Consider the following 22,048-nt stretch of genomic DNA (forward strand, 5'->3'; position numbering starts at 1 on the left):
CTGAACAGCGTCAAAATTAACTTAATTTTTCCTTTGCTCAAAATCAGTAACACGAATTATTAAACCCCATCATCGAACTAACATGCAACTTAGCGATGGCCATGCATTCATATTATTTGAAAAATGCCATCAGTAGGCAGTAATGCCTTTGGTATCCAAAAATCAGGAGTTCAAGGAAAACCGCCAATATTACACTAGCAGGGCGAAGAATCCTTTGAAGAAAAAACAGTCGCTCATTGCCCTGAGCTGCAAGTTGATCCGAGTGTTTTACGCACTGTTAACCAAGGGCTGTGCATATGATCCTGTTAAGTTTGTAACAGATATTAACCGGCCAGTGGATAGATTAGCGGCTTAACTTCAGGTACAAGGGATGTTTTCTGAAAGCGTCGCAGAAAACGGATATCCCGATGAAATAGCAATCACACAGATAAGAGAGCCGGTAGTCAGTCTTTATCACCTCCATCAGAGCAACGACTCGGGACGAAAGCATTACTGACACCTATTTTATGGATAGGCAGAACGAAGGAATTGAGGGCCGGGGCCTCCCGTGACCCTGTTAGATGTGAGAGGTTTGCTGCCATGAGATGTATGGGTTACCAATGGCCGACAGAGAAAAATCATATGATGCTTTGTTTGCTGTACCCATTTTCTCTGAATCCGTCACTTGATGCCGATTCTGTCCGTATGAGGCTCTTCTGGTTTGTACGAGATACTGCGATATCGAGAGATATCCGATAAAAAACGAGAAATTATTAGAGAGGTAGTAATCGTTAAAAAGTAGGGTGCATCATTAAACAATTTGGGTTCAAAAACAAAGAAAGCACCGCCCTAAACGTTGCTTTACTTTACCCTAAATAGCCGAAAAGACCAGCATTGCTGGACTTTTTTATGTTCATTAATTGTATCAATTATTGAGTACTTATTATGGCGGAGGCGAGCTGACACTATTAAAAACCCTGTATGTCAAATTTTCATCTTCTTTCTTAGGGGGCTAGCATTCTTTTTAAAATGCTGGACGCTCCCTAGTTAATAACTTATAGCTTCTGGCATGAAATCAAAAGATAAGCTTTACCCTTAATGAAAGGGAGGGTTGTTTATAATTAGTTAATTGGTGTTAAAACACAAGGATTCCAGTATATGGGTAGTGCTAACCTGCAATTTATCAAAATAACACACGTATTTACCTACGAAACTAATTATTGAATTCACCTGACTATGTAGCTATATTCTCCCATTTAGTCGAGGAATTGCTAAACCATTTGCATCAAAGCAATCCAAGGCAGTGCCTTCGAATTCGTGAATTAATGCAACACGTATAATCGGCTCGTTCTTATATACATTCATCCAAACTGAGAAGAATCCCATAGCTTTTGCCGCTATGCAAATAATTCGCTTGAAATGATCTTCATAAATAGTACCTTTTGCCCTATCCCAACCGGAAAGCGTTTCTTTTGCACGGTTATAGGCATTGATGCGGCTTTTGTATCGACGATCTTTATCACTTGCGCTACACGGGATATTATCAAGCTTTAAGTCCTCAAGCATTTGTTTAGCTTGAGCATAAATTGTTTGCCCATTTTTGCACAAGTATTCCTCGTTTATTTTGGGAATTCCACCATCATATGTAAAAGCTAAAAAAGTATTGTCTTCATCTGGCCATATCCACCTATCTTTAGGATGGTCACCAATAATTGTTCCTTTGCGGGCATTACAATATTTACAGCCAAGCAACAAATTCTCCCAATCTGTTCTGCTTCCGCCTCTGTCTTTTGCAATATTGTGTTCGACTTCTGGGACATGCCCAATGTTCATTTCACAATACGAGCAGTAACAGCCAATTCGTTCTTCCAAAAAAGGCAACGCCTGTGAGTATTCACGAATTTGTTGGTAGGGAGATGCACCTTTATCTACTGGTCGCATACTATCCCTCCATAGTTAACTTTTTCTCTAAAAATTTCTGCTCCAAAAAAGCATAGTAGGCAACATCGCCACTATATTTTGCCGTCAATCTTTTAAGTGTTTCTTCAACTTGAGCCATTTCCTCTGGTGTTTTTACTGCATCCAAGTCCTTATAAAATTGTTGTGCTACGGTATACATTTCTTCTTTTTCTTTGCTGTATTGCGGATTCGATACTCCCATCACATTTTCTGAAATATCTTCAATACTTTCTCCAACATATTCCACTTCATCATCTGCGTCAGAAAGTAAAATCAACTCGTCTTCTTTAAGTGATTGGATAATAAACGGGGAGTGAGTGGTTGCGATAAACTGAATTTTTGGAAAAATAGTTTTTAAATCTGTAACTACGCTTTTTTGCCATTTGGGATGGAGATGTAAGTCAATTTCATCAATTAAGACTACACCAGGAGTTTTATCTATTGCACTTTCACCCAACTGTGGGTTTAATGTGATCATTCGTCTGCAAATGTCGACAATCAGACTAATCATACATCGATATCCATCACTTAGTTTAGAATAAAGGATAGATAAGCCGGTTCCGTCGGTTACACATATTTCTGCAATCTTGGTATTGTACGTTACCTTCACATTAGGCATCGAGTGATTAATGCTTTTTTGTATAGCATTTAGAATAGAATTAATCTCGTGCAGGCTAGTAGGATCATCCTCACGGTACGCTAAATGAGCAATCCTGTCGATTATGTTCATGGCATCTTTTATTGAATTAGAAAAGCTAATAGACTTATTATATCCTTCTAAACGGACCTTCTCTTTTTTTATTCTACGTTCCCTCTGAATCGGTTCGTTCCAAAGTCGTGCAGAGCTATAATAAGCCACTATTGGCAAAATAATGTCTTCATCATTTCCTGAGTAGATCTTCTCGTTATATTCTTTAGACAGTCTGTTAATATACCAAAGACCACCGTGTGTAGTGCGCCCATTTCTACTGGTAATTGCGCGTTCCCATTCAATGTTTTGACCTGCAATCTCCGCCCAACATTTGACTTGAACTGGAATCTGCTGTAGAGGTGCGGAATTAACCTTTCCAACAATTACTCTCCTATCAGATGATGCAATATTTCTTTTATCTTTGCTGTCCACTCCATTAAACGCATACAACCAACCACCTAGCGCAACGCAAAGTCCTTCTAATATGCTAGTTTTGCCACTCCCGTTTTCCCCGGAGATAACAGAAAAGTTTTTTTTGAATTCGAATCCACGTTCTTCAAATCCGCGAAAATTTTTTAAGTACAATTTTTCTATACGCACAAGTTAACACTCCCCTCACCTTAAGTATTGTGCCCATTTTTTTCCAATCAAATTCCCATTCCTGTCTTCAGGCACTCGCGAATACCTAAGAAAGCTAATCCGTAAAACCAAGCCAATTGAAAATAACATTAGATAAAAAGCCCAACAACATTACAATAGTTGCTAGACTCTCTAGTTTCTGCTCTTGCTTGAATTGCTCGTTTCAATCATTAATCGACCCCAATAATTGAGTGCTATAGACCTAAAAAATAGCATATTCCATCCGCGCCAGCACAGCTAATATAATTACCTTAATTTAGTATACTCCATAATAACGTTCCAGTCATTACGGAAATTTGCAACATAAAAAGGGGGGCAGTTCTAGCTGATCCCTTTATCATACCAACTTCCGCTAATAGACAAAACGCCAGGGTTTATGAATAGGAAATCCAAAATACTCTCATCTTAATCGGATGCCTGGCCTATTTTCTCCCTACTGTCGTTTCAAGTATTTGCATACCGTTTGCACGTACGGGATATCTTTCCATATGCCATAATCTCCGATAACACCCAAACGATATTTCGCACGGGAAACAGCAACATTAATGATGTTAGGTTTCTGACCTACCCATTGCATGGCGCCTTTCCCACTTTGTGCGTCGCAGCCAAGTACCAATAGCACTTCGTTTGCTTCCTTGCCTTGGAAGGTATGAATAGTGCCGCAGTTTTCCTTGAGCCAATCCGTGATGTCTTGAGAATTCTGCGGCAGTTTTCTCATAATCACTGGACGAATTGCATTCTTCAATGCCTGCTCCACTGAGGTAAAGGGCGTAATTATATACAGATCAGGCAGCCCGTCATAAATATCTATCGCCTGCCCAAATAGGTTGACCACAAAGTCAATCTGTTGTTGCACCGCATGGTTCTTATTGCCTTTTTCGGCACCCTTAATATCGAACCATACCGATTGCTGCAACAGAAATTTTATCGCCGGATCCGGTTCGGCGGTTTTGGTAAACATCCTGCCGTTATAAGCCACCTCATTGGAGATTTGGAACATGGGATCAAGGCAACGGCGATGTACAATCAACGGACAGCCTAGCCATAATTTTTGGCCGTCCAGATTCCGAATGCGAATGCCGCCGAATAGGTTAAGCTGGTCAGCCAACTCTTGTACCGACAACTCTGGTTTTCGATACTCGGACGGAATTTCGTTTTCATCGGCAAAGCGCTTTCGCAGTTCTTTGGGGATGGTGACAATCGGTTCCACCTGCAATGGATCGCCAACAATAATGGCCTTTCGTGTTCGCCACAATGCACCCAAAGTGCTCTGCGGAGTAGCCTGACCCGCTTCGTCCACCACCAGAATTCCCAGTTCCTCCGCCTGTACATCCTCCAAAAAGGATTGCACTGAGGCAAAGGTAGTCGATACTACTGGCACCACCAGCAACAAAGTATTGAGCAGGTCTCCATAGGCAGCCTCACAATCGCTTTTCATAAACTTGCCGTCCCACATGGCAAAGAGCCGGATCAGATTTTGTTTAACGCAATTGCTGGATAACGCAAACGCTTTGTGCAACATGAGCGCCTGATAAAACAGCTCTTCCCGTAGCTTGTCGTACTCAGCATAAGTCCACGGGCAGGCTGTTTGGGAACGCTCATTTTCACTGATATTCTGCCAGAAGGCACCATCCGCCCAGTTTCCGCCAAAGCACGCTTGGTATGGAGCGACCGCCGCATTGACAGTATGTAGTATTTGTTTCGCTTGCTGCAGTTCTCGCTCGGCTAACTGATTCTGCGTTTGCGCCGCCTGTACGACTTCCGCCTGTGCTTGGCAGGCAATCCTTTGTCGGGTAATCTGAATGACTGTATCTTGTGCGTTTTGCTCAGTTTGCTTCCATTCTTTGATGACAGAATTGTTCCTGAACAACCGCCAGAAAATCCGCTTCAAAAACGAAAGGCTGGATTGTAGTGTAATGATGTTCTGTTGCTGTAATGCCAGCTTTTTTTCCAGCCTGCACAGCTCTTGCTGCTCGGCCAGTAAACTTTCTTTCTGTCGAAAAAGTTCGATCTGTGTCTCGTCATTCTTAATACGTGCAGCTATTTGACCTGCCGTTGCTATCTCCTGCTCGACTAGCAGAGCTTGCGCCTGTGCAATATCAATCTGTGCATCAATCACGGCTTGCAGTGCCGTCCGGAAATTCTGACGTGCCAAATTCCAATCCGGTGCATCTCCTTCATAGTAACGCTTAAGCGTCACCTCGTCATCCGCCCACCAAAGACGTTTCTTAAGAGCATTCAAATTGCTCTTCTTTCCCAGCTTAGCTGAGATAAGCCCCCACGCGGGCTCGCCCAGCAGTTTAGTTGCAACATCAGCGAAATATGTTTCCTTATCAGTTCCATCCACCACACCGGAAAATCGTCCGGTTCGATCCTTTTCTATCGCCTTAGGCAGTTCCACTGATATGTTTTCGACAGCAGCGTTATTGTTAGATGCCACAATCATGCCATAGGCAGATAGCTTTTCGTCAAGCTTGTAGAATGTTTGATTATACTGGTCGGGCGGGTTTTTAATCTCTCTCTTTTTAAATGCTTTTTCAGGTTCATCATATTCCGTCATCAAGATTGCTCTTTGAATGATGTTGGAAACCACAATTTCCTTGAGTAGTGTAGTTTTTCCAGTTCCAGGCGGACCATTAACTGAAAAAATATCCTGCCCGCCAGCAGTAGCAATGTTGATCCCCAGCTGTTGCATCAGACTCGGGCTGTATTGTGAAGGCCATGCGCCAAGCGGAAAAGAATCTGCTTTCAGCCACCGCTGCATCTGCGTAACATCAGTATCAATCTGTATACGCTGTATTTCGGTGCTGGGTTCAATTTTGGCCTGAACATAACATTTAATTCTTTGTGTAGGAGACTTTTGGATTTTTTTCATATCCTTAAGATAAAAGCTTTGCAACAACTCGGTGGAAGGATCCAGCGGTGGGAATTTGCCATCCTTGTTGGCGTACTGGACCTTTCGGCGTGACCACAAATCAGCGTCAAACAACTTATCATTCACCTTGATTTTCGTGCAGACCAATGCGTAAATTTTGTACAAATACTCCTTTGACATAGATGGAGCATCCTTGTCTGCATTGTCTTGTAAAAGCAAGTTATTTATCTTCTGCTGCAACGTTTCCAGCTCTGACACATCTAATTTTTTACCAAATGAACCCGCGTTAACTAGCTCGCAGATTGCCCAAACGAAACTGGAAATGGCAAAGGAATCGGCAACATACTTCCCTTTCTCGTCAATTTTTAGGGCGCAAAGACAAACCAGCGAACTGTCATTTTCGATAGACGATCCTTCAGCGTGGAGATTCAGTGCATCCAGCATCCAAACAATCAGATCGTTAGATCGAGCCCTGCCAAAATACACATCATAACTCACCTGGATTTTGGGATCTCGTTGCGGTTGCTGCCAAGGCAAATCTTTCTTGGTCAGGTCAGTATCATCTTGGGGTTTGACTGGCCAGCATGGATTAAAAAACTCTAGTTCGTACCAGTATTTCAAGATTTGTTGCAACATCCGATTGCCTCCGTATAAACTAAATTGGGTAGGTATACCCAACTTCAATTAGGGCTTTCGATTATAGACCACTAATAAAACTTGTCCACTCATTGAGCAGTACCTAAGGTATCTTGTCGTTATTAAAGGTAGATCAGAAAACACGGTTAAAGAATACATACCGATTTACTTATGTTTTTCAGTCAATGTTTTACTTTTTGTTCAATGATATTGATTAAATGGTGCGCAAAAGACTCGTTAAGTCTGATTTTATCGGCTCCAAAATTTAAAGCTCCGAGAGATTTGCCCCCTACATATGTGAGTTCTTTGTCGTAACCATAAGTTGATTGAGCACTTGAAAGCGTGTTATTAAATAATGACCAATTGAAACTGTATTTAGGACTGAGGTTTTCAGAATCAACTGTCCAAGGCCATCTAGTATTCTCATCAGGCGAAAGGAAAGGTTCATTTAAGACCCGAAAATACCCCAAAAGCTTAGTAGTGCCTACACCATAACAAATAAGGATGTCTCCTGGGCGCACAGCATTAGGCTTACGCTTGGAAAAGTGCATTTCCTGTATTGTTTCACTTAGTTTTCTCGTTTCTTCAAATGGATGATCTGAAGAACCGACAGGCTTTAGGAAGTACCTAGTATCATCTGGGAAGTCAATTTGCTCTGTGCGTGCTACCTTTGGTATTGTTACCTTCAACTTATCTCTTATGTGCTTTGTTACTTCAAGCTTAAGCTTTGGTTCTCGAATCGGTGGATTCTCTTTTGAGTAATCATCAATTGCCTTAACGATCAATTCAATCTCCTTGCCACTTAAGGGATCGCTACCTACCCTCATTAGGTCATTAATCAAATTTTGAAGTAAATCTATATCGTCAATTTCAACACCCCATTCATGGCTATATTTTAAACCATTATCAGTGAAGTTGGCTGACGTAATTATACCTTTAATTGGGCGACCATCCCTTGAAGCAATGTAAATCTTACCGTGGAGTTTATTGTCAACTCTGACCTCAAAGTTCATACTGTTTTGAACACATGAAGTACAAAATGAATATAGTGAATTTGCTTTTTTAAATAAGTCAGGAGAATCATCTTTGAGTGTCGTTAGGAGTACAATACTTTTCACTCCCAACTCTGCCACATCATGTACAAATTCATCAAATTCTTCAATTAAGAAGGGGCTTGCCAAAATCATCTGGTCAGCTGTAATAAGCATTGATTGAATGCTTTGATTGTGATTGTTTCTTATATTATCAATAATTCTCATTGTATACCTCCAGATATGCCTTGATCCGTATAATTAAGAAAGAGCCTTTACCTCCAAACTGATACATGAAACCTCAAGTCTTGAGTTCAAGAGCTACATTCTATCAGCGATCTGTTTTAATATCAGGTATAAACATTTGCTTTGTTCTTTCTTTCAGCCACTTAGAATTATGCACCCGTTATTAAAGTACATGCAATCGGGAGTACCACTCGCATTATTGCCAAATGTGAGTTATTCCTTCGTTATCATATATAATTTCCGCATTTTTCCTCAATTTCCTCCCAGGATATCAAAATATTCGGCAAAAACAAAAACCACAGATCGTCCAAATAAGACGTCCTGAGGTTTTCGCAGTAGCAAAGTCACTGAAGTTCTACCTTGTTTCTTACCCAATCATCGATCTTATGCTCCTACAATCCAGTTCGTTTTGCCAGACACAAGTTGTCGGAGAGTCAGTAGCCCACCTAAGACAAAGCCCATTTGAAGGTCATAAACTTTAACACAAATAGTTTCATATTTTGTAGTGGGCAATCTTTATGGATTTTTATTCAAGTTCGTTGTCTGGGAGTTTAACGAAGGCCTTTTGGACAGATAAGAACGCTCAATTGATAGCGGTGGAATTATTTTCATGCATTCGGTTATCATAATATTGTAGTTTCCAATTGACCACATTCAAAAGATCTTGATATTCCTTAATGAGGTCTTCGATTATTTCTTTTTGAGAAAGAATCATTTGATGTCGTTCCGGGATTGTATTATCACCAAGAATGCATAACTCAACGTATTTTTTAATGTATTCCAAAGACATACCCGTTACGCGCATACAGCAAATAATTTGAATTATTCCAAGGTCTTTATTACTATAAACCCTGCGACCACTCTCGTCTCGCTGAATAGTCGGCAATACTCCCTCTTTCTCATAAAAACGCAGCGTATGGGCAGATAATTTGAATTTCTCGGATACCTCTTTAATTGAATATTCCATCTTCTTTACTCCTCGTATAATTAATTTAGTTCCTGCCCCACGAGTCCAAAAAACTAATGGAACGTGGGGTATTTAAATGACCAAAGAAAACTGGAAATTCAGTTGGTTGGTCATCATCAACAAGATGCGCGCAGAATAACGCATACCCCATGCAGTCGTCGTGCCTGTGGGCAGTGTGGACAAGTCAACCCCAAAGCACACTTCAAATTCGACTTGTCCAAAGCCTGAGGGAAAGCTCTTTTAAGATAGACCCATAAGGGCTTTTCCATAGGCTGGCACTGTCCACAGGCTCAGGATAAGGAATACCTGAGTAATGATTCCTTAAGTCGTTCTTTGACAACAAAAAAGTATTTAAGTTTGTTGGGGTTTCAGGCAAAATGATACCGTGAGGTTCGTTCTGGTAAGGCCTTTCACTCCTTGAGGCTATGACCTCTTATTAAGTCTGACTGCCAGCCCACAATTTGAACTTTTAACTCGAAGGTTGCACAGCTTAAAGGGAACCCCTCCGATGGTAGCAGATCGGTTGGATCCGAGGTCTTTTTAAGACAAGTGCTGATTCGGCGAGGTTGTTGACCTGTTGTGGTGCCTGGTCCCAACGTTAATCTTACAAATTCTTCGACTCGGAAAGTGAGGTGATTTTACTTGAGTTTATTTGTCGGTATAGATGTGAGTTCCAGTGATTTTAAAGTGCGAATCTTAGATGAGCGTGGTAATGAACCAGTTAAAAGGCTAAGGGTTTTGAATGATCAGCCTGGTTGTGAGCAAGTTGCCCGATATCTCTCTGAAGCCTGTAATAAAGAGAATGAGGACCGGCTGGTTATTGGTTTAGAGGCCACTTCCGTGTACAGTTGGCCGTTACAAATGTTCTTAGCGGAAGACCATTGTTTAGCACCTTTACAGCCCCAAATTTATTCCTTTAACCCCAAGGTCGTTGCTAATTTCAAAAAGGCTTATGTGGACCTTCCGAAGAACGACTGGATTGATGCCTGGGTCATTGCCGAACGTTTACGCTTCGGCCGGCTCCCGGAGGGCTCTCAGGTCGATTTCCGCTACTTACCGTTACAGCGACTCACTCGCTTTCGTTGTCATCTGATCGAGATGATCTCCAGAGAGAAGAATTATTTCCTCACGAACTTGTTCTTAAAGTTTAGCACTCTTGCCCAAGGTACGGTTTTTAGTAATACTTTCAGCGTTACTTCTGAATCCTTGACACTTGAGTTTTTTTCTCCAGAAGAGGTTGCGGCTCGACCGCTTGATGAACTGATTGATTTCCTCATGGAGAAAGGAAGAAGTCATTTCGAGGATCCGGAAGCCAAAGCCAGAGAGTTGAAGGAAGCCGCTCGCAAGGCCCATCGACTACGTGGAAGCCTATTGCAACCCATTAACCTTATCCTAGCCACGAGCATCGAAACCATCCACACTTTAGAGAAACAGGTCAAGAAAATCGATAAGGCGATCGAAGCTGAAATCAGGCATTTCCCTAATACGCTCATTACCATTCCCGGTATTGGCCCTGTGCTTTCAGCTGGTATTATTGCTGAGATTGGAGACATCCGCCGTTTTCCGAATGAAGGAGCCTTAGCAAAGTTTATTGGGCTAACCTGGCGTTCTCACCAGTCCGGTGATTTTACAGCCGATGACACGCCCTTAACTCGAACCGGCAACACCTACTTGCGAAGTTATATCATCCAGGCTGCTAACCTAGTACGCCAAAAGGAACCAGAGTACAAAGCCTTCTACCAACGTAAATTCTCGGAAAGTAAGACTCACCATCATCGCCGTGCTCTCGTGCTTACTGCACGCAAACTCGTCCGTATGGTTGATGCTCTGCTACGCAGCAACCAAATCTATATGCCACATGGCAATAGGGGGATTGCAAACTAAGCATGAACTACGAGAATTGAAGTCCCATTTTTGTAACTTGTTTCCATTTCATTTTGGGAATAAGAGGGTTTTTTATTGCCTTTTTTGCCAACGGATAACTAACTTACTGAAAAATTGACTCACTTAGGGTCTTGACATATTACCGAAGGACTTAAAACTAATATATTTAAAATGTAATACTTAGAGTTCCTCTAATCAAGATAATTTAAACTTTTTTCCTTGACTTAGAGTCGACTTTAAGAGATAAGCTGACATTATCAATTATAAAGGAGAGGCTAAATGAATTTTACCAAACAGTCACCTATTCAGTCAGGATATGGCCCGCTGACAACGGCAAGAGAGATGGTGGCCCACTGTGACCTTTCAGGAAAAATAGCGATTGTAACAGGTGGTTATTCTGGTATCGGATTAGAGACCACGCGTGCTTTGTCAAATGTCGGTGCCACGGTAATCGTTCCTGCAAGAACGCCGGAGAAGGCTCGAGCTTCACTTGAAAGGATACCGAATGTGGAGTTAGAAGAACTTGATCTCATGAACCCGGACTCTATCGACAATTTCGCACAACGCTTTCTTACCACCGGCAGACCTCTGCACATCCTTATCAACAGCGCTGGTGTGATGGCGCCTCCGCTTAGACGTGATGGACGTGGTTATGAGTCACAGTTCTCAACGAATCATTTGGGTCATTTTCAGTTGACGTCAAGACTTTGCCCAGCCCTGAAAATGGCCCATGGTGCAAGAGTTATTGCGGTTTCCTCACGGGGCCATCGTCTCGGCGGGGTTGATTTCGAGGATCCGAATTTTGAACATCATGAATACGATAAGTGGAAAGCTTACGCGCAGTCTAAAACTGCCAACATCCTGTTTGCACTGGAATTAGACAAGCGAGGCAGGAACTTTGATATCCGAGCCTTCTCTGTTCACCCTGGGTTAGTGCCGAATACCGAACTAGGACGGGATTTGACCGAAGCAGAGATAGGACCCAAACCGATTAAAGACGAGCAGGGACAAATCGTTAGCAATGAAAACAACGCCCAATTCAAGACAGTGGAGCAAGGCGCGGCGACCAGTGTTTGGTGTGCAACTAGCAATCAACTTAATGGAATGGGCGGGGTCTATTGCGAGGATTGTGACATATCAACTGCAGAATCGGCCGATAGCCTCAGTGCCACAGGCGTTCGTCCATGGGCAATTGATCTTGAATTGGCAAGGCGACTATGGGATCTTAGCGAAAGGCTAACAGGTGTCGAATTTATAATTTAATCGAGTATTGTTATCAGAAGGATAGGGAAATTTAGTTGAATGCAAAATATAGCTAATGAAACAGAGCGACGGATGCCTGAAATTGAGCAACCGTCGCTTTTCTGTCTGCTCAAATCATGTCTTACAAACTTTGAGGCGCGACTTAATCAAATATTTTGATTCTATAGTTTGTGGAAGAGCAGTTTATAGAAAGTAATCTTCGCTAAAGACCCAATAATCGAAGTCAAGAGGACACCGATGGCGTCCTCTTAACTTTATGGCTACTACAATATTTTTAGGAAAATACACCAGGTTTTAGATAAGCCGCAAAGATGAAGAATCAAAAATCCCCACAGCCAGTTTCCTGTGAGGATTTCTTCAGAGATGTAATTTTTAAGGAAGCACAAATTTTCATACTTCAAAAGGAAGCATATCTTTCCCAAGACGAAAATTTATGGGTATTGTCTCAAGTTATTATTTACTATTATTGGTAATTTTTGGTGGAGATGACAAGGATGCATACAAACTACCATTGTTCTGTATTTCATCCAGTAAAGACATATCAACTTGTACAGGCTGCTGATTGCTTACGTTGAAAATTACCGTTATCTTGTGACCTCCGTCATCATTTGAATAAACATAAATACTATTAACCATCGCATTGACAAGTAGCTTTCTGTATTCCAATTCATCAAGATTTCCGTTTCGCAAGTGAGATAAAAAGTACATAATATCGACTTCGGATAAGCCATAATGCCGCTCTTCTTCAACAGCTGTTAGTTTTTCCAGTTCTGCCGCTTCTTTTTCAAGTCTGTCAATCTCAGCAAAAACAAAGTTAGCGGCTGTTGCCGACGCTTTGCCGACCTTTAGGGATTCTAAGAGGTTGGCTTTTTGTTTGTTGTTTTCTTTCATAAGCTGTTGCAGCCTCTTCAAATTCGGGTTATTTTGCTCCTGCTCACAGAGTGCAGATATTTCGCGGGCGATTATGCGCTGATTATCCTCTGTGAGCATATCCCTTACAACTTCAATGACTTTGTCCTCAATTTTGTGCTTGATAATGGTAAGTCTTTTACAACCTTTGTTCTCCCTATAGTATCTATGCAGTTTCCCGCTCTTGCCTGTACTGCTGCTTCCTGCCATGGGCATTAAGCAATGCCCACAAAACAGTTTACCGCTTAAAATGTAATCTTCCACAGCTTTCCCCCTCCCCCCGGCTCCGATATTCTCAACAAGTCGTTTTTGCACCTGGTCAAATAAGGTCTGCGGAACTATGCGCGGCAATGCGTCAGTGGTGTCTGTGCCTTTATAGCTGTAAATCCCAATGTACCGCTTATTTCTTAAAATCCTCTGTAAGCTGTTTTTTGTAAATGGTCTTCCATGTGAAGTCCTCGCGCCCAAATTGTTTAGATATGCTATGATTTCCAGCATGGTCGCACCATTGGCGTACATTTCAAAAACTCGTACAACGTAATGAGCGTTGGCTTTGTCAATGACGATTTGTTTGTCCACCACTTTGAATCCGAGGCCGGGATTACTTCCGAGGCTCAAAAACTTCGAGGCGTTGATTGCCCTTCCCCGCTGTATCTTTTGGCTTAACTCCTGTGAATAGTAAGCAGCCATCCCCTCAAGCATGGTTTCCATCAAGATACCGCTGGCGTCTTCCGTATTAACTCGTTCCATTGCAGAAATAACCTTGACGCCGTTTCTGTTCAGTTTCTCCTTGTAGATGGCGTTGTCATATTTGTTGCGGCTGAATCGGTCGAGCTGGTATACAATGACATAATCCCACCGCCCCTTTGACGAATCTGCGATCATGCGCTGGAAGCCGAGGCGTTTTTTCGCTGTCTTCCCGGTCAGCTTTTGGTCAGTGTATTCAGTAACAATATTATATCCCTCGCGGTTGGCATAATCACGGCAGACCCTTAACTGTCCTTCTATGGATTGTGCAGTTTGTTGACCGCCGGGACTGTATCGGGCGTAAATAACTGCTTTCTTCATTTCAAATCCTCCGGATTCACAAAACCATAATAATATCCTGTGAGGTCATGCCGTAATGTATCCATCACCTTGTTTATTTCGTCAGCAATTTCTTTGTTTAAATACCCAATGGCTGGCAACATTATACGCTGTTTTTCCTCTATGCTGAGAACACGATCAGCACCATAATTATCGCGCACGATAATCTGGTATAAGCAACGGCCAATGGCCTTAGTCAATTCAGCAATAACCCCTTCTTCGTAGAGTGTGTTAAGAATCTTCAATAAGGGTGGCTTGAACCCCAAAGTATCATAATAATATGAATCAATTTCGTTGCCTAAGTTCTGTATAATCTTGATAGCTGGTTCTGAAAGCCCTGTATATTTACATGATATTTGCATATCTTCGTCGCGGCTTTCTATCGTGGTCTTCCCTAATAGATAATCAGTAGACACATCCAAAACCTTTGCTATTTCGTTAAAAGCTGTAATTTTGGGTTCAGCCTTGCCATTCCTATAAGTTGAAATGGAAGACATGGATAAACCCGTTTTTTTCGCTAAATCTTCTTGCGCTGTTTCTTTGTCATTTAATAACTCGTTAAGCTTCATCGAGAAAGATAACTTTGTTTTTTCTTTATCGCTGCCTACTGCTTCGCTTATTTGCTGTGGGTCAACATGATGTATGGCTCTTTTTTGCCTCGTTTTCTTTTCCAATATGAATCTTCCTTTCTGTAAACCGAAACATACCACAAAGTGTTTCGGCTAATATTTTTTATGCAGAAACAATAACTTCTTATGTGCCTCACTTGATACAATAGCACTAAACCGAAATATAAATAATTATATTTCGGTTTTAATGGTAGTTGTTAATTTACTATTTGTCAAGGAGGTGCTGGCGGTGATTCACTATAAACTTGCGCAAAAAGTTGCTTATATGCTCGCTGCCGGCTTGTATCGTGACATTGGCTCATTTATAGCCGCCGCCAGACGGGATAATCCAGAGGATTATGAACGCTTTAAGAATGAATACCTCGCCAAAGAGACCAAACAAACATCCTCACATGTCAAGCGGCGCCATATACGCAATCGCCCCATCAAATCGCGATAGATTACCTGCGCAGGGTCTATATAAAAAATTTAATTTAGGAGGAACAATCTATGTCACCACTTAAAGGATTAAGCTCATTTCTTTTTTTCTCGCTGGAGGATTTTCTGGCAGGCAAGCGTCTGGTTTTTGTCAAGGCTTCCCCTTGGCATGAAGGCGAAGGGAGTAACCTTACGCTTGCAGGAAGCAAGGTTGTCGTCCAAATTGTGGCGGATGACACTAAGTACCCGAAAGAAGACATCAGCAATTTTGGTGAGCAGCTCATCATTAAAACGCGCGGAGTTGCACCTGCCGCTTATGCTAAGCTGCGTCCGCTCAACACAGAAGTGATAATTTCAGACATTGAACGCGCTTCTGTCTACGGAGATTTTAAAAACCAACTTTCCGTTATTGGTGTGGTGAAGGTGGTGGAGACTAACAATGAACCAAAAAAATAGAGGTGTCCTGCTCGTTTGGAAGCCAACGGGCTATCAGGAAGTAAACACCTTAAGCACGATTTGGAGAACATTTTCTAACCCTGCTTTCTGGATTAGTATCGCAATTCTCGATGTCGTCGCAGCAATCCACTTCAAACTTAAAGCATGGTGGATGTGGGCTATTGCCCCATCCGCCATTACCCTGGCAGTCGTGGCTATTCTGCTACGCCGGAGGGTGAGGGGAGAACTGCTCATTTCTAAGTGGCAAGCCAAAAACTGCAACGGGTTTCGCAATTCTGCTTCATGGCTTCCAAATCGCTATCTCAATCGCATTGACTTAAAAACAGAACGGACACAGGATGACTATGAAGCAAGTATATTGCTGTATCGCAACCTTGTCGAAGCCTTAATCACTCTCGGTCTCTACGAAGAAACCGGACTGACAAAAATAAAGGTGTACACAGGCGACGAATTTCTCCAGGTACAGCCCGTCGAATTTCACACCGATTTCATCTTGACTGCTGGTATCGGATATATACTGCTCATACCATATGTCAGCTTCATTGCTAAAATTAACTCAGTTGACGAGCGAATAATCAGCCGAGTGCTTCGAGAAAGCGGCATCATTGGCTGGAGTGTGAATCGCGTGAGTTTTGATGATGACCTTGTCTTGTTCATCCTCAAAGATGAAACGGTCAGCCAGGCTTATGATTTTAGCGGGGTGGATAAAAATGAATATGTATGAACAACTTGTAATGCTAGCAAGCAGAAACGAGGACTACGAAATACCTATACAGCATGGGGTGGTCTGGTCACTACGGGCTTCACCCCACGCCCTCATTAGTGCAAATACAGGATTTGGGAAATCATTCTTTACACTTTATCTCATTATAATGGCCTCTATCAAGAATGCCATTCTGTTTTTGGCAGATCCAAAAAACTCAGATTTGGGAAGTCTCTCCAGTTTTATGCCCCATGACAGGGTGGCATGGGAACCGGAAAGAATCGTCGCAATGGTTCATAATGTTGTCGATGTTATGATGGAACGATATGGCTATATGCAGGCCGAACGTCTTCAAAGAGGGCTTTTTCAAGCTGACTTTGCTGACTTTGGGCTGCCGATTATCTTCCTTGTAATCGAGGAGATGGCCGCTTTCGTATTATCGCTCGGAAAAAGCAAACGTGAATCCTTTGAGGCTGACGTAAAAAGTATAACCTTACAAGGCCGTCAAGCCGGGGTCATGCTATGTTCAATTATGCAGAATCCCGGAAGTCAGAACATAAGTACCGAAGTGAGATCTCAGACGGGATTGCGAATTTTTCTTGGAAATTCCGGTGGCATAGAGTACAGGATGACATTTGGTGAAGGATTTTCATATCCAAAGCGGATATTTAGCCCAGGTCAAGGTCTTTATATGCTTGCAGGCCAGACGGAGCAGCCAGAAATGATAGAAACTCCGAGGCTGGATAAAAGCCAACTTCCCGCGACATTGAAACGTGCTTTAGAGACGCAGTATGACAAAAATCCATACCCGCCCGCGCCACTGCGAAGCCAGAGCAAAGCGGAGGCGTAGCAAAGGGGCGCGGGCGGGTATGGGCAAAGGGGGCGCAGACTACGACCAGAGCAGAACAAACCTAATAGCTTCGATATAGATTTCTAGAATATGGACGGTCTAAACATTTTGCTCAACAAAGACTTACTTGACCGCGGGATCGAGTTCTATCATAAACTTCCTGTCTCAGGCGCAAGAATTGACTCAAGTGTGCATTAATCTGATGACTTGGGCAGAGAGTTTGCCAGGCTAAGCTATTGGGTCATGTGCGGCGGTAAGTTGGCTAGTACAGTATTACCTTTAGCTACCGCCCAGCAACCATATAACATGCTGGGCTATAATTACAAGAAAATAAGGTGAAACCGTTGATAGTAAAGGGAATTGACAGTTTAGAATTCGGTTTAGATATTGAGAATTATTTGAGTTCCATGAATGAATTTCTAGCAAGGTTTAAGGAGCTAAAAGAAGCTGCACAGCTTGAAGGTAAGGAACAAGAAATACTGATTGGAGATGTAAACCTATCAGTTCATAGGAACGGGATTCCCTTTCACGCTTTCAAGCTAACCTGTAATGATTTCTCCATCTGCTTTATGGATAAAGAAATACAAGATAACCCACCTATAAAAGTACGGCTTATGGCCTGTTATTTATGGTCCTTTGGGTATGAAAAAGCATTCGAAAACTTTATGGAGTGGTTTAAAGCCTTTAATGTAATTGTGACTGGAAATAGGGTTTCTCGAGTTGATCCTTGTGTTGATACTGATGAAGCAGCCTTTGTAGAGTCCGATCTCAAAGGAATTGTTACAAGGGCAAGGAAACGAAGAAAACACTTCGTAACGGATGAATTCTCCGAAGGCAAAAAATTTAGTGGTTTTACTATTGGTGGTGGTGGTCCTTTGTTAGCACGGATATACAACAAGTCTTTAGAGATAAAACGCTCAGGTAAGTTTTGGTTTTATACCGTATGGGAAAACAACGGTTGGAATTGCGCTAAAATGGTATGGAGAACGGAATTCCAACTGCGCAGGGAAGTCTTAAAAGAATTTGGCATTGATACAGTTAAAGACATTTTGGCAAAGTTGGATGGTCTATGGGCCTATCTTACGGGAGAATGGTTGGTAATAAAAAAGCCGGATGTTGAAAATGTTACTCGTTGGAAAGTTAAACGAAAATGGCAGCTAATTCAAAAATCGACCTATGGATTTAACACTTCTCCTTTGATCCGAGAAGCAGTAAAAATAGGTAATATCAATAGGTTATTAAATCAGGCAGCAGGGATAGTATTATCAATTGCTACTTTGGCAGACCATAACCTAATAAATGATACGACCAATGTTCTGACGACCTGGACCAATTTGAAACTTGAACAAAAACAAACGTCCCTCTCAAATGAAAAGGAACGAAGACGGAAAAAGTATATATCTGAGTCAATTTCATAATGTTTAATTGTTAAAGCTCAGACCTTCAGAATTTCGTTAGTAACATTTTTTGAAGATTTATGCTGCAGCTATACGTTTGAACTTGTTCAATCGGTCTACGGCTAATTTGCAGAGGGTATAGGTCAGGATAGAAAACTCGAAGTCGATTTTGGCTACGTTTCCTCGATGTCGAATGTTGTTTAACTGAAAGTACTCTTTGAGATAAGCATTAACACGTTCTACGGCTGTTCTCTGTTTATAGAGTTCAAAGTAGCGCCCACTTCCTCTGGCTGGAACGGTGTATTTTCTGGGGTCTGAGGAAACCTTAACCTTGAATACCTTTTGACACTGGTTGTTTTCTTTCAGAGGACACTCTTTGCACTTCTTGGGTTGAGTATATTTCAACGTGTCGTATCGGGAATCATAGCTATCATATCGGTAGGAATGACCTTCTTGACACTTAGGGCAAAAGTATTTGTCCTTGTCTTCGGGTAGTTGTTCATTGCGTGGATTGTAATCAATCAGGGCCCTTGACCCCATGGCTTTTGCTTGTTGGTAAATTGGGCTGTAATCGTAACCAGCATCCAAAAGCGAATAGGAAGGCTTCAGCTGGGGGTGAAGTTCATGAAGAGCCTTGAGTAGAGGAATCGCCATTTTGCCATCATTGACATTTCCCGAGGAAAGTAAGGACTTTAAAATGTATTGGCTTTTACAGTCCACGAGAAGATGACCTTTGAACCCGAACCAAAAGACGTTTTTGCCCTCGGAGTTTTTCTTAATTCCCCAGTGAGGATCTTGCGGGATTTGCTGTTCGATCGTCTTGAAATCAAGAGGAAGTTGAGCTTCAATTTTCTTCTCAAAGAGGGGTCGATTCTCTTCCAGTTCCTGTTGTTCTTTGAGCCATTTCTCCCGTTCCGATTTGGGTTTTCGTCCGCGTTTTTTGGAGGTTTGCTTGACTGGAACCTCTTCGTCTTTCTTTTTCTCAGGTTTACGGTCTCTCGCTTCAATATGAGTAGCATCGATGGCTATAACATCCCCATCGATGAAGCCTTCTTGAAACGCCTGAGAGACTAGTTCATTTTGAATTTTTTCCAAAGCAGAAGAACCCTTGATTTTTTGAATCATTCGAGTATAAGAGGACTCGCTAGGAACTGCATCAGCCATCGTAAAGCCGCAGTCGAAACGGAATTCCAAGCTGTTTTTTAATCGTTTTCGTAAATCTTTGATCGTAGGAATTCGTTCGATCACTCGAATGAATAAAGAATAGATCATGGCTGAATAGTTAAGCGTGGTTGGAGCTCCCAAAAATGCCTTTTTTGAAACCACTCTCAACAAAGGAGTAATATTCAGCGGATCCAATAGAAGCGGATACGATTCTTTCGGTGACATTTCTAAGATTTCTTCCAAGGAAAATAGACGTTCTTGGCGAATACTAAACATTGGGAGTTCTCCTTTCAACCTCTCGGTGTTTGTTTGGTCACTTACACTTTCGAGATTTTGGGGAGGTACTCCTTTTTTTACGGGTAAAAAGCCCGCTTATATCAAGGGGTATGAATTATGAAACTAACTCATCTATCTACTAATTTATTAAGGCGGGGTTGCGGTAGATTTCAAATATAACTTATTTTGCAATGCATCTATGATCATCTTCTTTATTTCTTCCATTACAATATACGTGGCCTTCTCAATTGAGTCGTAGTCACTTTGCTCTAATCCGTTTTTTATAGCTCCGTGAGCAATATTATTCCTATAATTGAGTAATTGGTCAATTAATCCTTCGTGAACCTGAAAGGTATCATACTGGAAACCTAAGCGGTAAAGCATTTTACGCAAAACTAACGGTTTCAAATTTGACTCAACATCAACAATAGATTCAGGTATATTAATAATTTGCTGTAAGAAATTGTCGAATTCTTTTACTAAATCCACCTCACGTGCAAACCTATGCAGCTTTTCATCATGAGGCAAAGCATTCTTAAAAACCTTACATTTTTTATCAGTGTTATTAAATGCTTTAAATACTTCCGAAAGAGATCCAGCAACCATAAAGTCATTCGCAATAGATCTAAGAATTTTCTCTTGGTTGATCGATTTGACGTAAATTAAAAATGCAGTTTTACAAAAACCTTCATAATGTGAATAAAGCATTACAACTAAAGACTTTCTATAAAGTCTTTTTTTTCAACGTCACTTATTTCAGAAAGCTGATTCTTTAAAAAACGAATTTCATTTTGTCTCCATGTTAGCTCTTCTTCTAATTGAGCAAGTATGTCTAATACATTCATAAACCTTCGCCCACCTTAGTTTGGACAAAGTTTATCCTTTCATCCAAAGGTTTAGAATAATTCTTTCCACCACCAGTCGTAATTCTCTTAAATTGTGAATCCTGTTTAATTTCAGTAAATATTCTTGTTAATTTTTCCATGGTTGTCTTACTGGACAAATCTATTTTACTTAAATAAGGCTGAATTCCGAGTGTAAAAGCTTCATAATGATAACTTAAAAATCTGGATACTAAAGTTCCCCTAGAATTTGTGCCAGAAAAAATGTTTGACCCTAATGTTTCTTTCAATACTTTAAAAGTCTTTTCAAAAATAGCGTATTCTTTTTCGTAATCAAAAACGTTCGCCGTATCCTCAGGATCGGATACGCTCTCCATGTATTCGGTCATAAAGTCTTTAACATCATGAACATACTTATGTCTATAATTCTTAAAAGTAAAAAACCGTAATACCAATTCTTGGTCCTGTTTTTGTTCGAGCTTCTCTTCTGGCAAATTCTCGATACATTCTTTAAAATCTTCATTGAGGCTACATTTAATCAGAAATTTATTGAAAGTATCATCTAGTAATTTTATTGTACAGTTTCTGATTTCTTGTTCGCTTAAGTCTTCTCCGCCTGTATTAAGTCTTTTGAACATATAATAACGAAGCCTTTGGTCAGTCTCCTTGCGTAGTACTTCAACACGTATAAAATTTCTCTTTAGTCTTATCTCTAATGCTTTAGGCAAGTCCTCGTAACCATAGCCGTTTAATTCTGGAACAATATCACAATCTGTTAATTTAAGAAATTCGAAAGTATCATCCGAATTTTTTCGCAACGGATGTTTTCCACGAAAATGCAAGTATGACGACACCCGTTGTAGACCATCAATTAGTTCATATACTCCTTCAGAACGTTCAATCACGAATATCGGTGGTACTGGCATTTCTAAAATTAAAGATTCTATAAATCTAGATTCACTAGCTTCTGACCATCTAAATAACCTTTGATATTCAGGATCAATTATTAGTTCTTGATCCTTATACATATCCAGAATCTCATTAAATGATAAATCTAGACTTTTAGTTCTAACCTTGTCAATCTTTTGTTCTACGGCCTTAATAAGATCTATTCCTTCAGTTTTTACGATAACGTCATCCACTCTTTTA

The 22,048-nt window shown here is 41.2% G+C and carries 18 protein-coding genes and 1 pseudogene; 8 read left to right on the forward strand and 11 right to left on the reverse strand.

Annotation, left to right across the window (positions count from 1 at the left end; all coding sequences use genetic code 11):
• Positions 1 to 136: 136 nt before the first annotated feature.
• Positions 137 to 355 (forward strand): annotated as a pseudogene (locus DESACI_RS25320) (IS110 family RNA-guided transposase); the annotation flags it as partial.
• Positions 356 to 1,221: 866 nt separating this feature from the next.
• On the opposite strand, the gene DESACI_RS21675 reads toward DESACI_RS25320, so the two are convergent.
• The 5 genes from DESACI_RS21675 to DESACI_RS21695 all read right to left on the reverse strand — a co-directional run bounded on the left by DESACI_RS21675 (position 1,222) and on the right by DESACI_RS21695 (position 9,023).
• Positions 1,222 to 1,920 carry an HNH endonuclease gene (locus DESACI_RS21675; RefSeq protein WP_014829370.1) on the reverse strand — a complete coding sequence of 233 codons (699 nt, stop codon included), beginning with the start codon at positions 1,918 to 1,920 and terminating at the stop codon, positions 1,222 to 1,224.
• 1 nt (position 1,921) lies between these two features.
• Entirely contained in the window at positions 1,922 to 3,229 is a 1,308-nt protein-coding gene (locus tag DESACI_RS21680) for an AAA family ATPase (RefSeq protein WP_014829371.1), read from the reverse strand.
• A 472-nt stretch (positions 3,230 to 3,701) separates the two neighbouring features.
• A complete protein-coding gene (locus DESACI_RS21685; RefSeq protein WP_014829372.1) occupies positions 3,702 to 6,779 on the reverse strand; it encodes a DEAD/DEAH box helicase in 3,078 nt (1,025 codons plus the stop codon).
• A gap of 182 nt (positions 6,780 to 6,961) precedes the next feature.
• The gene (locus tag DESACI_RS21690; RefSeq protein ID WP_014829373.1) at positions 6,962 to 8,038 is read right to left on the reverse strand and encodes a restriction endonuclease PLD domain-containing protein; all 1,077 of its coding nucleotides are present in this window, start codon (positions 8,036 to 8,038) and stop codon (positions 6,962 to 6,964) included.
• A gap of 601 nt (positions 8,039 to 8,639) precedes the next feature.
• A complete protein-coding gene (locus tag DESACI_RS21695; RefSeq protein ID WP_014829374.1) occupies positions 8,640 to 9,023 on the reverse strand; it encodes a MerR family transcriptional regulator in 384 nt (127 codons plus the stop codon).
• A gap of 642 nt (positions 9,024 to 9,665) precedes the next feature.
• On the opposite strand from DESACI_RS21695, the gene DESACI_RS21700 reads away from it, so the two are divergent.
• Complete coding sequence (locus DESACI_RS21700) at positions 9,666 to 10,907, forward strand: IS110 family RNA-guided transposase (protein ID WP_014826601.1); 1,242 nt, start codon at positions 9,666 to 9,668, stop codon at positions 10,905 to 10,907.
• A 279-nt stretch (positions 10,908 to 11,186) separates the two neighbouring features.
• Positions 11,187 to 12,170 carry an oxidoreductase gene (locus tag DESACI_RS21705; RefSeq protein ID WP_014829375.1) on the forward strand — a complete coding sequence of 328 codons (984 nt, stop codon included), beginning with the start codon at positions 11,187 to 11,189 and terminating at the stop codon, positions 12,168 to 12,170.
• Between the two features lie 453 nt (positions 12,171 to 12,623).
• Here DESACI_RS21705 and DESACI_RS21710 read toward each other — a convergent pair whose 3' ends face one another.
• A complete protein-coding gene (locus DESACI_RS21710; RefSeq protein ID WP_014829376.1) occupies positions 12,624 to 14,147 on the reverse strand; it encodes a recombinase family protein in 1,524 nt (507 codons plus the stop codon).
• Complete coding sequence (locus DESACI_RS23310) at positions 14,144 to 14,839, reverse strand: helix-turn-helix domain-containing protein (RefSeq protein WP_014829377.1); 696 nt, start codon at positions 14,837 to 14,839, stop codon at positions 14,144 to 14,146. The genes DESACI_RS21710 and DESACI_RS23310 overlap by 4 nt, the downstream gene beginning before the upstream one ends.
• A 184-nt stretch (positions 14,840 to 15,023) precedes the next feature.
• Between DESACI_RS23310 and DESACI_RS21720 the strand changes: the two genes are divergently transcribed.
• From DESACI_RS21720 to DESACI_RS21740, 5 genes are all read left to right on the forward strand, one after another.
• Positions 15,024 to 15,233, forward strand: a complete 210-nt coding sequence (locus tag DESACI_RS21720) for a hypothetical protein (protein ID WP_014829378.1) — start codon at positions 15,024 to 15,026, stop codon at positions 15,231 to 15,233.
• Positions 15,234 to 15,283: 50 nt separating this feature from the next.
• Positions 15,284 to 15,667: a hypothetical protein gene (locus DESACI_RS21725; protein WP_014829379.1), complete on the forward strand. Its 384-nt coding sequence runs from the start codon at positions 15,284 to 15,286 to the stop codon at positions 15,665 to 15,667.
• The gene (locus tag DESACI_RS21730; protein ID WP_014829380.1) at positions 15,651 to 16,391 is read left to right on the forward strand and encodes a hypothetical protein; all 741 of its coding nucleotides are present in this window, start codon (positions 15,651 to 15,653) and stop codon (positions 16,389 to 16,391) included. Before DESACI_RS21725 ends, DESACI_RS21730 begins: the two co-directional genes overlap by 17 nt.
• The gene (locus tag DESACI_RS21735; protein ID WP_014829381.1) at positions 16,378 to 17,220 is read left to right on the forward strand and encodes an FtsK/SpoIIIE domain-containing protein; all 843 of its coding nucleotides are present in this window, start codon (positions 16,378 to 16,380) and stop codon (positions 17,218 to 17,220) included. The genes DESACI_RS21730 and DESACI_RS21735 overlap by 14 nt, the downstream gene beginning before the upstream one ends.
• 335 nt (positions 17,221 to 17,555) lie before the next feature.
• Positions 17,556 to 18,638, forward strand: coding sequence for a replication initiation factor (locus DESACI_RS21740; protein ID WP_427846735.1), 1,083 nt, complete (start codon positions 17,556 to 17,558; stop codon positions 18,636 to 18,638).
• A 57-nt stretch (positions 18,639 to 18,695) separates the two neighbouring features.
• Here DESACI_RS21740 and DESACI_RS21745 read toward each other — a convergent pair whose 3' ends face one another.
• The 4 genes from DESACI_RS21745 to DESACI_RS21755 all read right to left on the reverse strand — a co-directional run bounded on the left by DESACI_RS21745 (position 18,696) and on the right by DESACI_RS21755 (position 22,041).
• Positions 18,696 to 20,057, reverse strand: a complete 1,362-nt coding sequence (locus DESACI_RS21745) for an IS1182 family transposase (RefSeq protein WP_014825334.1) — start codon at positions 20,055 to 20,057, stop codon at positions 18,696 to 18,698.
• A gap of 147 nt (positions 20,058 to 20,204) precedes the next feature.
• On the reverse strand, positions 20,205 to 20,765 hold the full coding sequence (locus DESACI_RS21750; protein WP_242833103.1) for an MAE_28990/MAE_18760 family HEPN-like nuclease: 561 nt from the start codon (positions 20,763 to 20,765) through the stop codon (positions 20,205 to 20,207).
• Between the two features lie 5 nt (positions 20,766 to 20,770).
• Entirely contained in the window at positions 20,771 to 20,902 is a 132-nt protein-coding gene (locus tag DESACI_RS25615; protein ID WP_282434148.1) for a hypothetical protein, read from the reverse strand.
• Entirely contained in the window at positions 20,899 to 22,041 is a 1,143-nt protein-coding gene (locus DESACI_RS21755; protein ID WP_014829383.1) for a DUF262 domain-containing protein, read from the reverse strand. The genes DESACI_RS25615 and DESACI_RS21755 overlap by 4 nt, the downstream gene beginning before the upstream one ends.
• Positions 22,042 to 22,048: the final 7 nt, after the last annotated feature.

Origin of the sequence: Desulfosporosinus acidiphilus SJ4 (assembly GCF_000255115.2) — a bacterium.
GTDB classification, from domain to species: domain Bacteria; phylum Bacillota; class Desulfitobacteriia; order Desulfitobacteriales; family Desulfitobacteriaceae; genus Desulfosporosinus; species Desulfosporosinus acidiphilus.

Bases quoted from the DNA above. Each gene is read 5' to 3' on its own strand.
- DESACI_RS21745 (WP_014825334.1), bottom strand. From the start codon at position 20,057: ATGTTTAGTATTCGCCAAGAACGTCTATTTTCCTTGGAAGAAATCTTA.
- DESACI_RS21675 (WP_014829370.1), bottom strand. From the start codon at position 1,920: ATGCGACCAGTAGATAAAGGTGCATCTCCCTACCAACAAATTCGTGAA.
- DESACI_RS21735 (WP_014829381.1), top strand. From the start codon at position 16,378: ATGAATATGTATGAACAACTTGTAATGCTAGCAAGCAGAAACGAGGAC.
- DESACI_RS21750 (WP_242833103.1), bottom strand. From the start codon at position 20,765: ATGCTTTATTCACATTATGAAGGTTTTTGTAAAACTGCATTTTTAATT.
- DESACI_RS21725 (WP_014829379.1), top strand. From the start codon at position 15,284: ATGTCACCACTTAAAGGATTAAGCTCATTTCTTTTTTTCTCGCTGGAG.
- DESACI_RS21710 (WP_014829376.1), bottom strand. From the start codon at position 14,147: ATGAAGAAAGCAGTTATTTACGCCCGATACAGTCCCGGCGGTCAACAA.
- DESACI_RS25615 (WP_282434148.1), bottom strand. From the start codon at position 20,902: ATGAATGTATTAGACATACTTGCTCAATTAGAAGAAGAGCTAACATGG.
- DESACI_RS21690 (WP_014829373.1), bottom strand. From the start codon at position 8,038: ATGAGAATTATTGATAATATAAGAAACAATCACAATCAAAGCATTCAA.
- DESACI_RS21685 (WP_014829372.1), bottom strand. From the start codon at position 6,779: ATGTTGCAACAAATCTTGAAATACTGGTACGAACTAGAGTTTTTTAAT.
- DESACI_RS21730 (WP_014829380.1), top strand. From the start codon at position 15,651: ATGAACCAAAAAAATAGAGGTGTCCTGCTCGTTTGGAAGCCAACGGGC.
- DESACI_RS21695 (WP_014829374.1), bottom strand. From the start codon at position 9,023: ATGGAATATTCAATTAAAGAGGTATCCGAGAAATTCAAATTATCTGCC.
- DESACI_RS21705 (WP_014829375.1), top strand. From the start codon at position 11,187: ATGAATTTTACCAAACAGTCACCTATTCAGTCAGGATATGGCCCGCTG.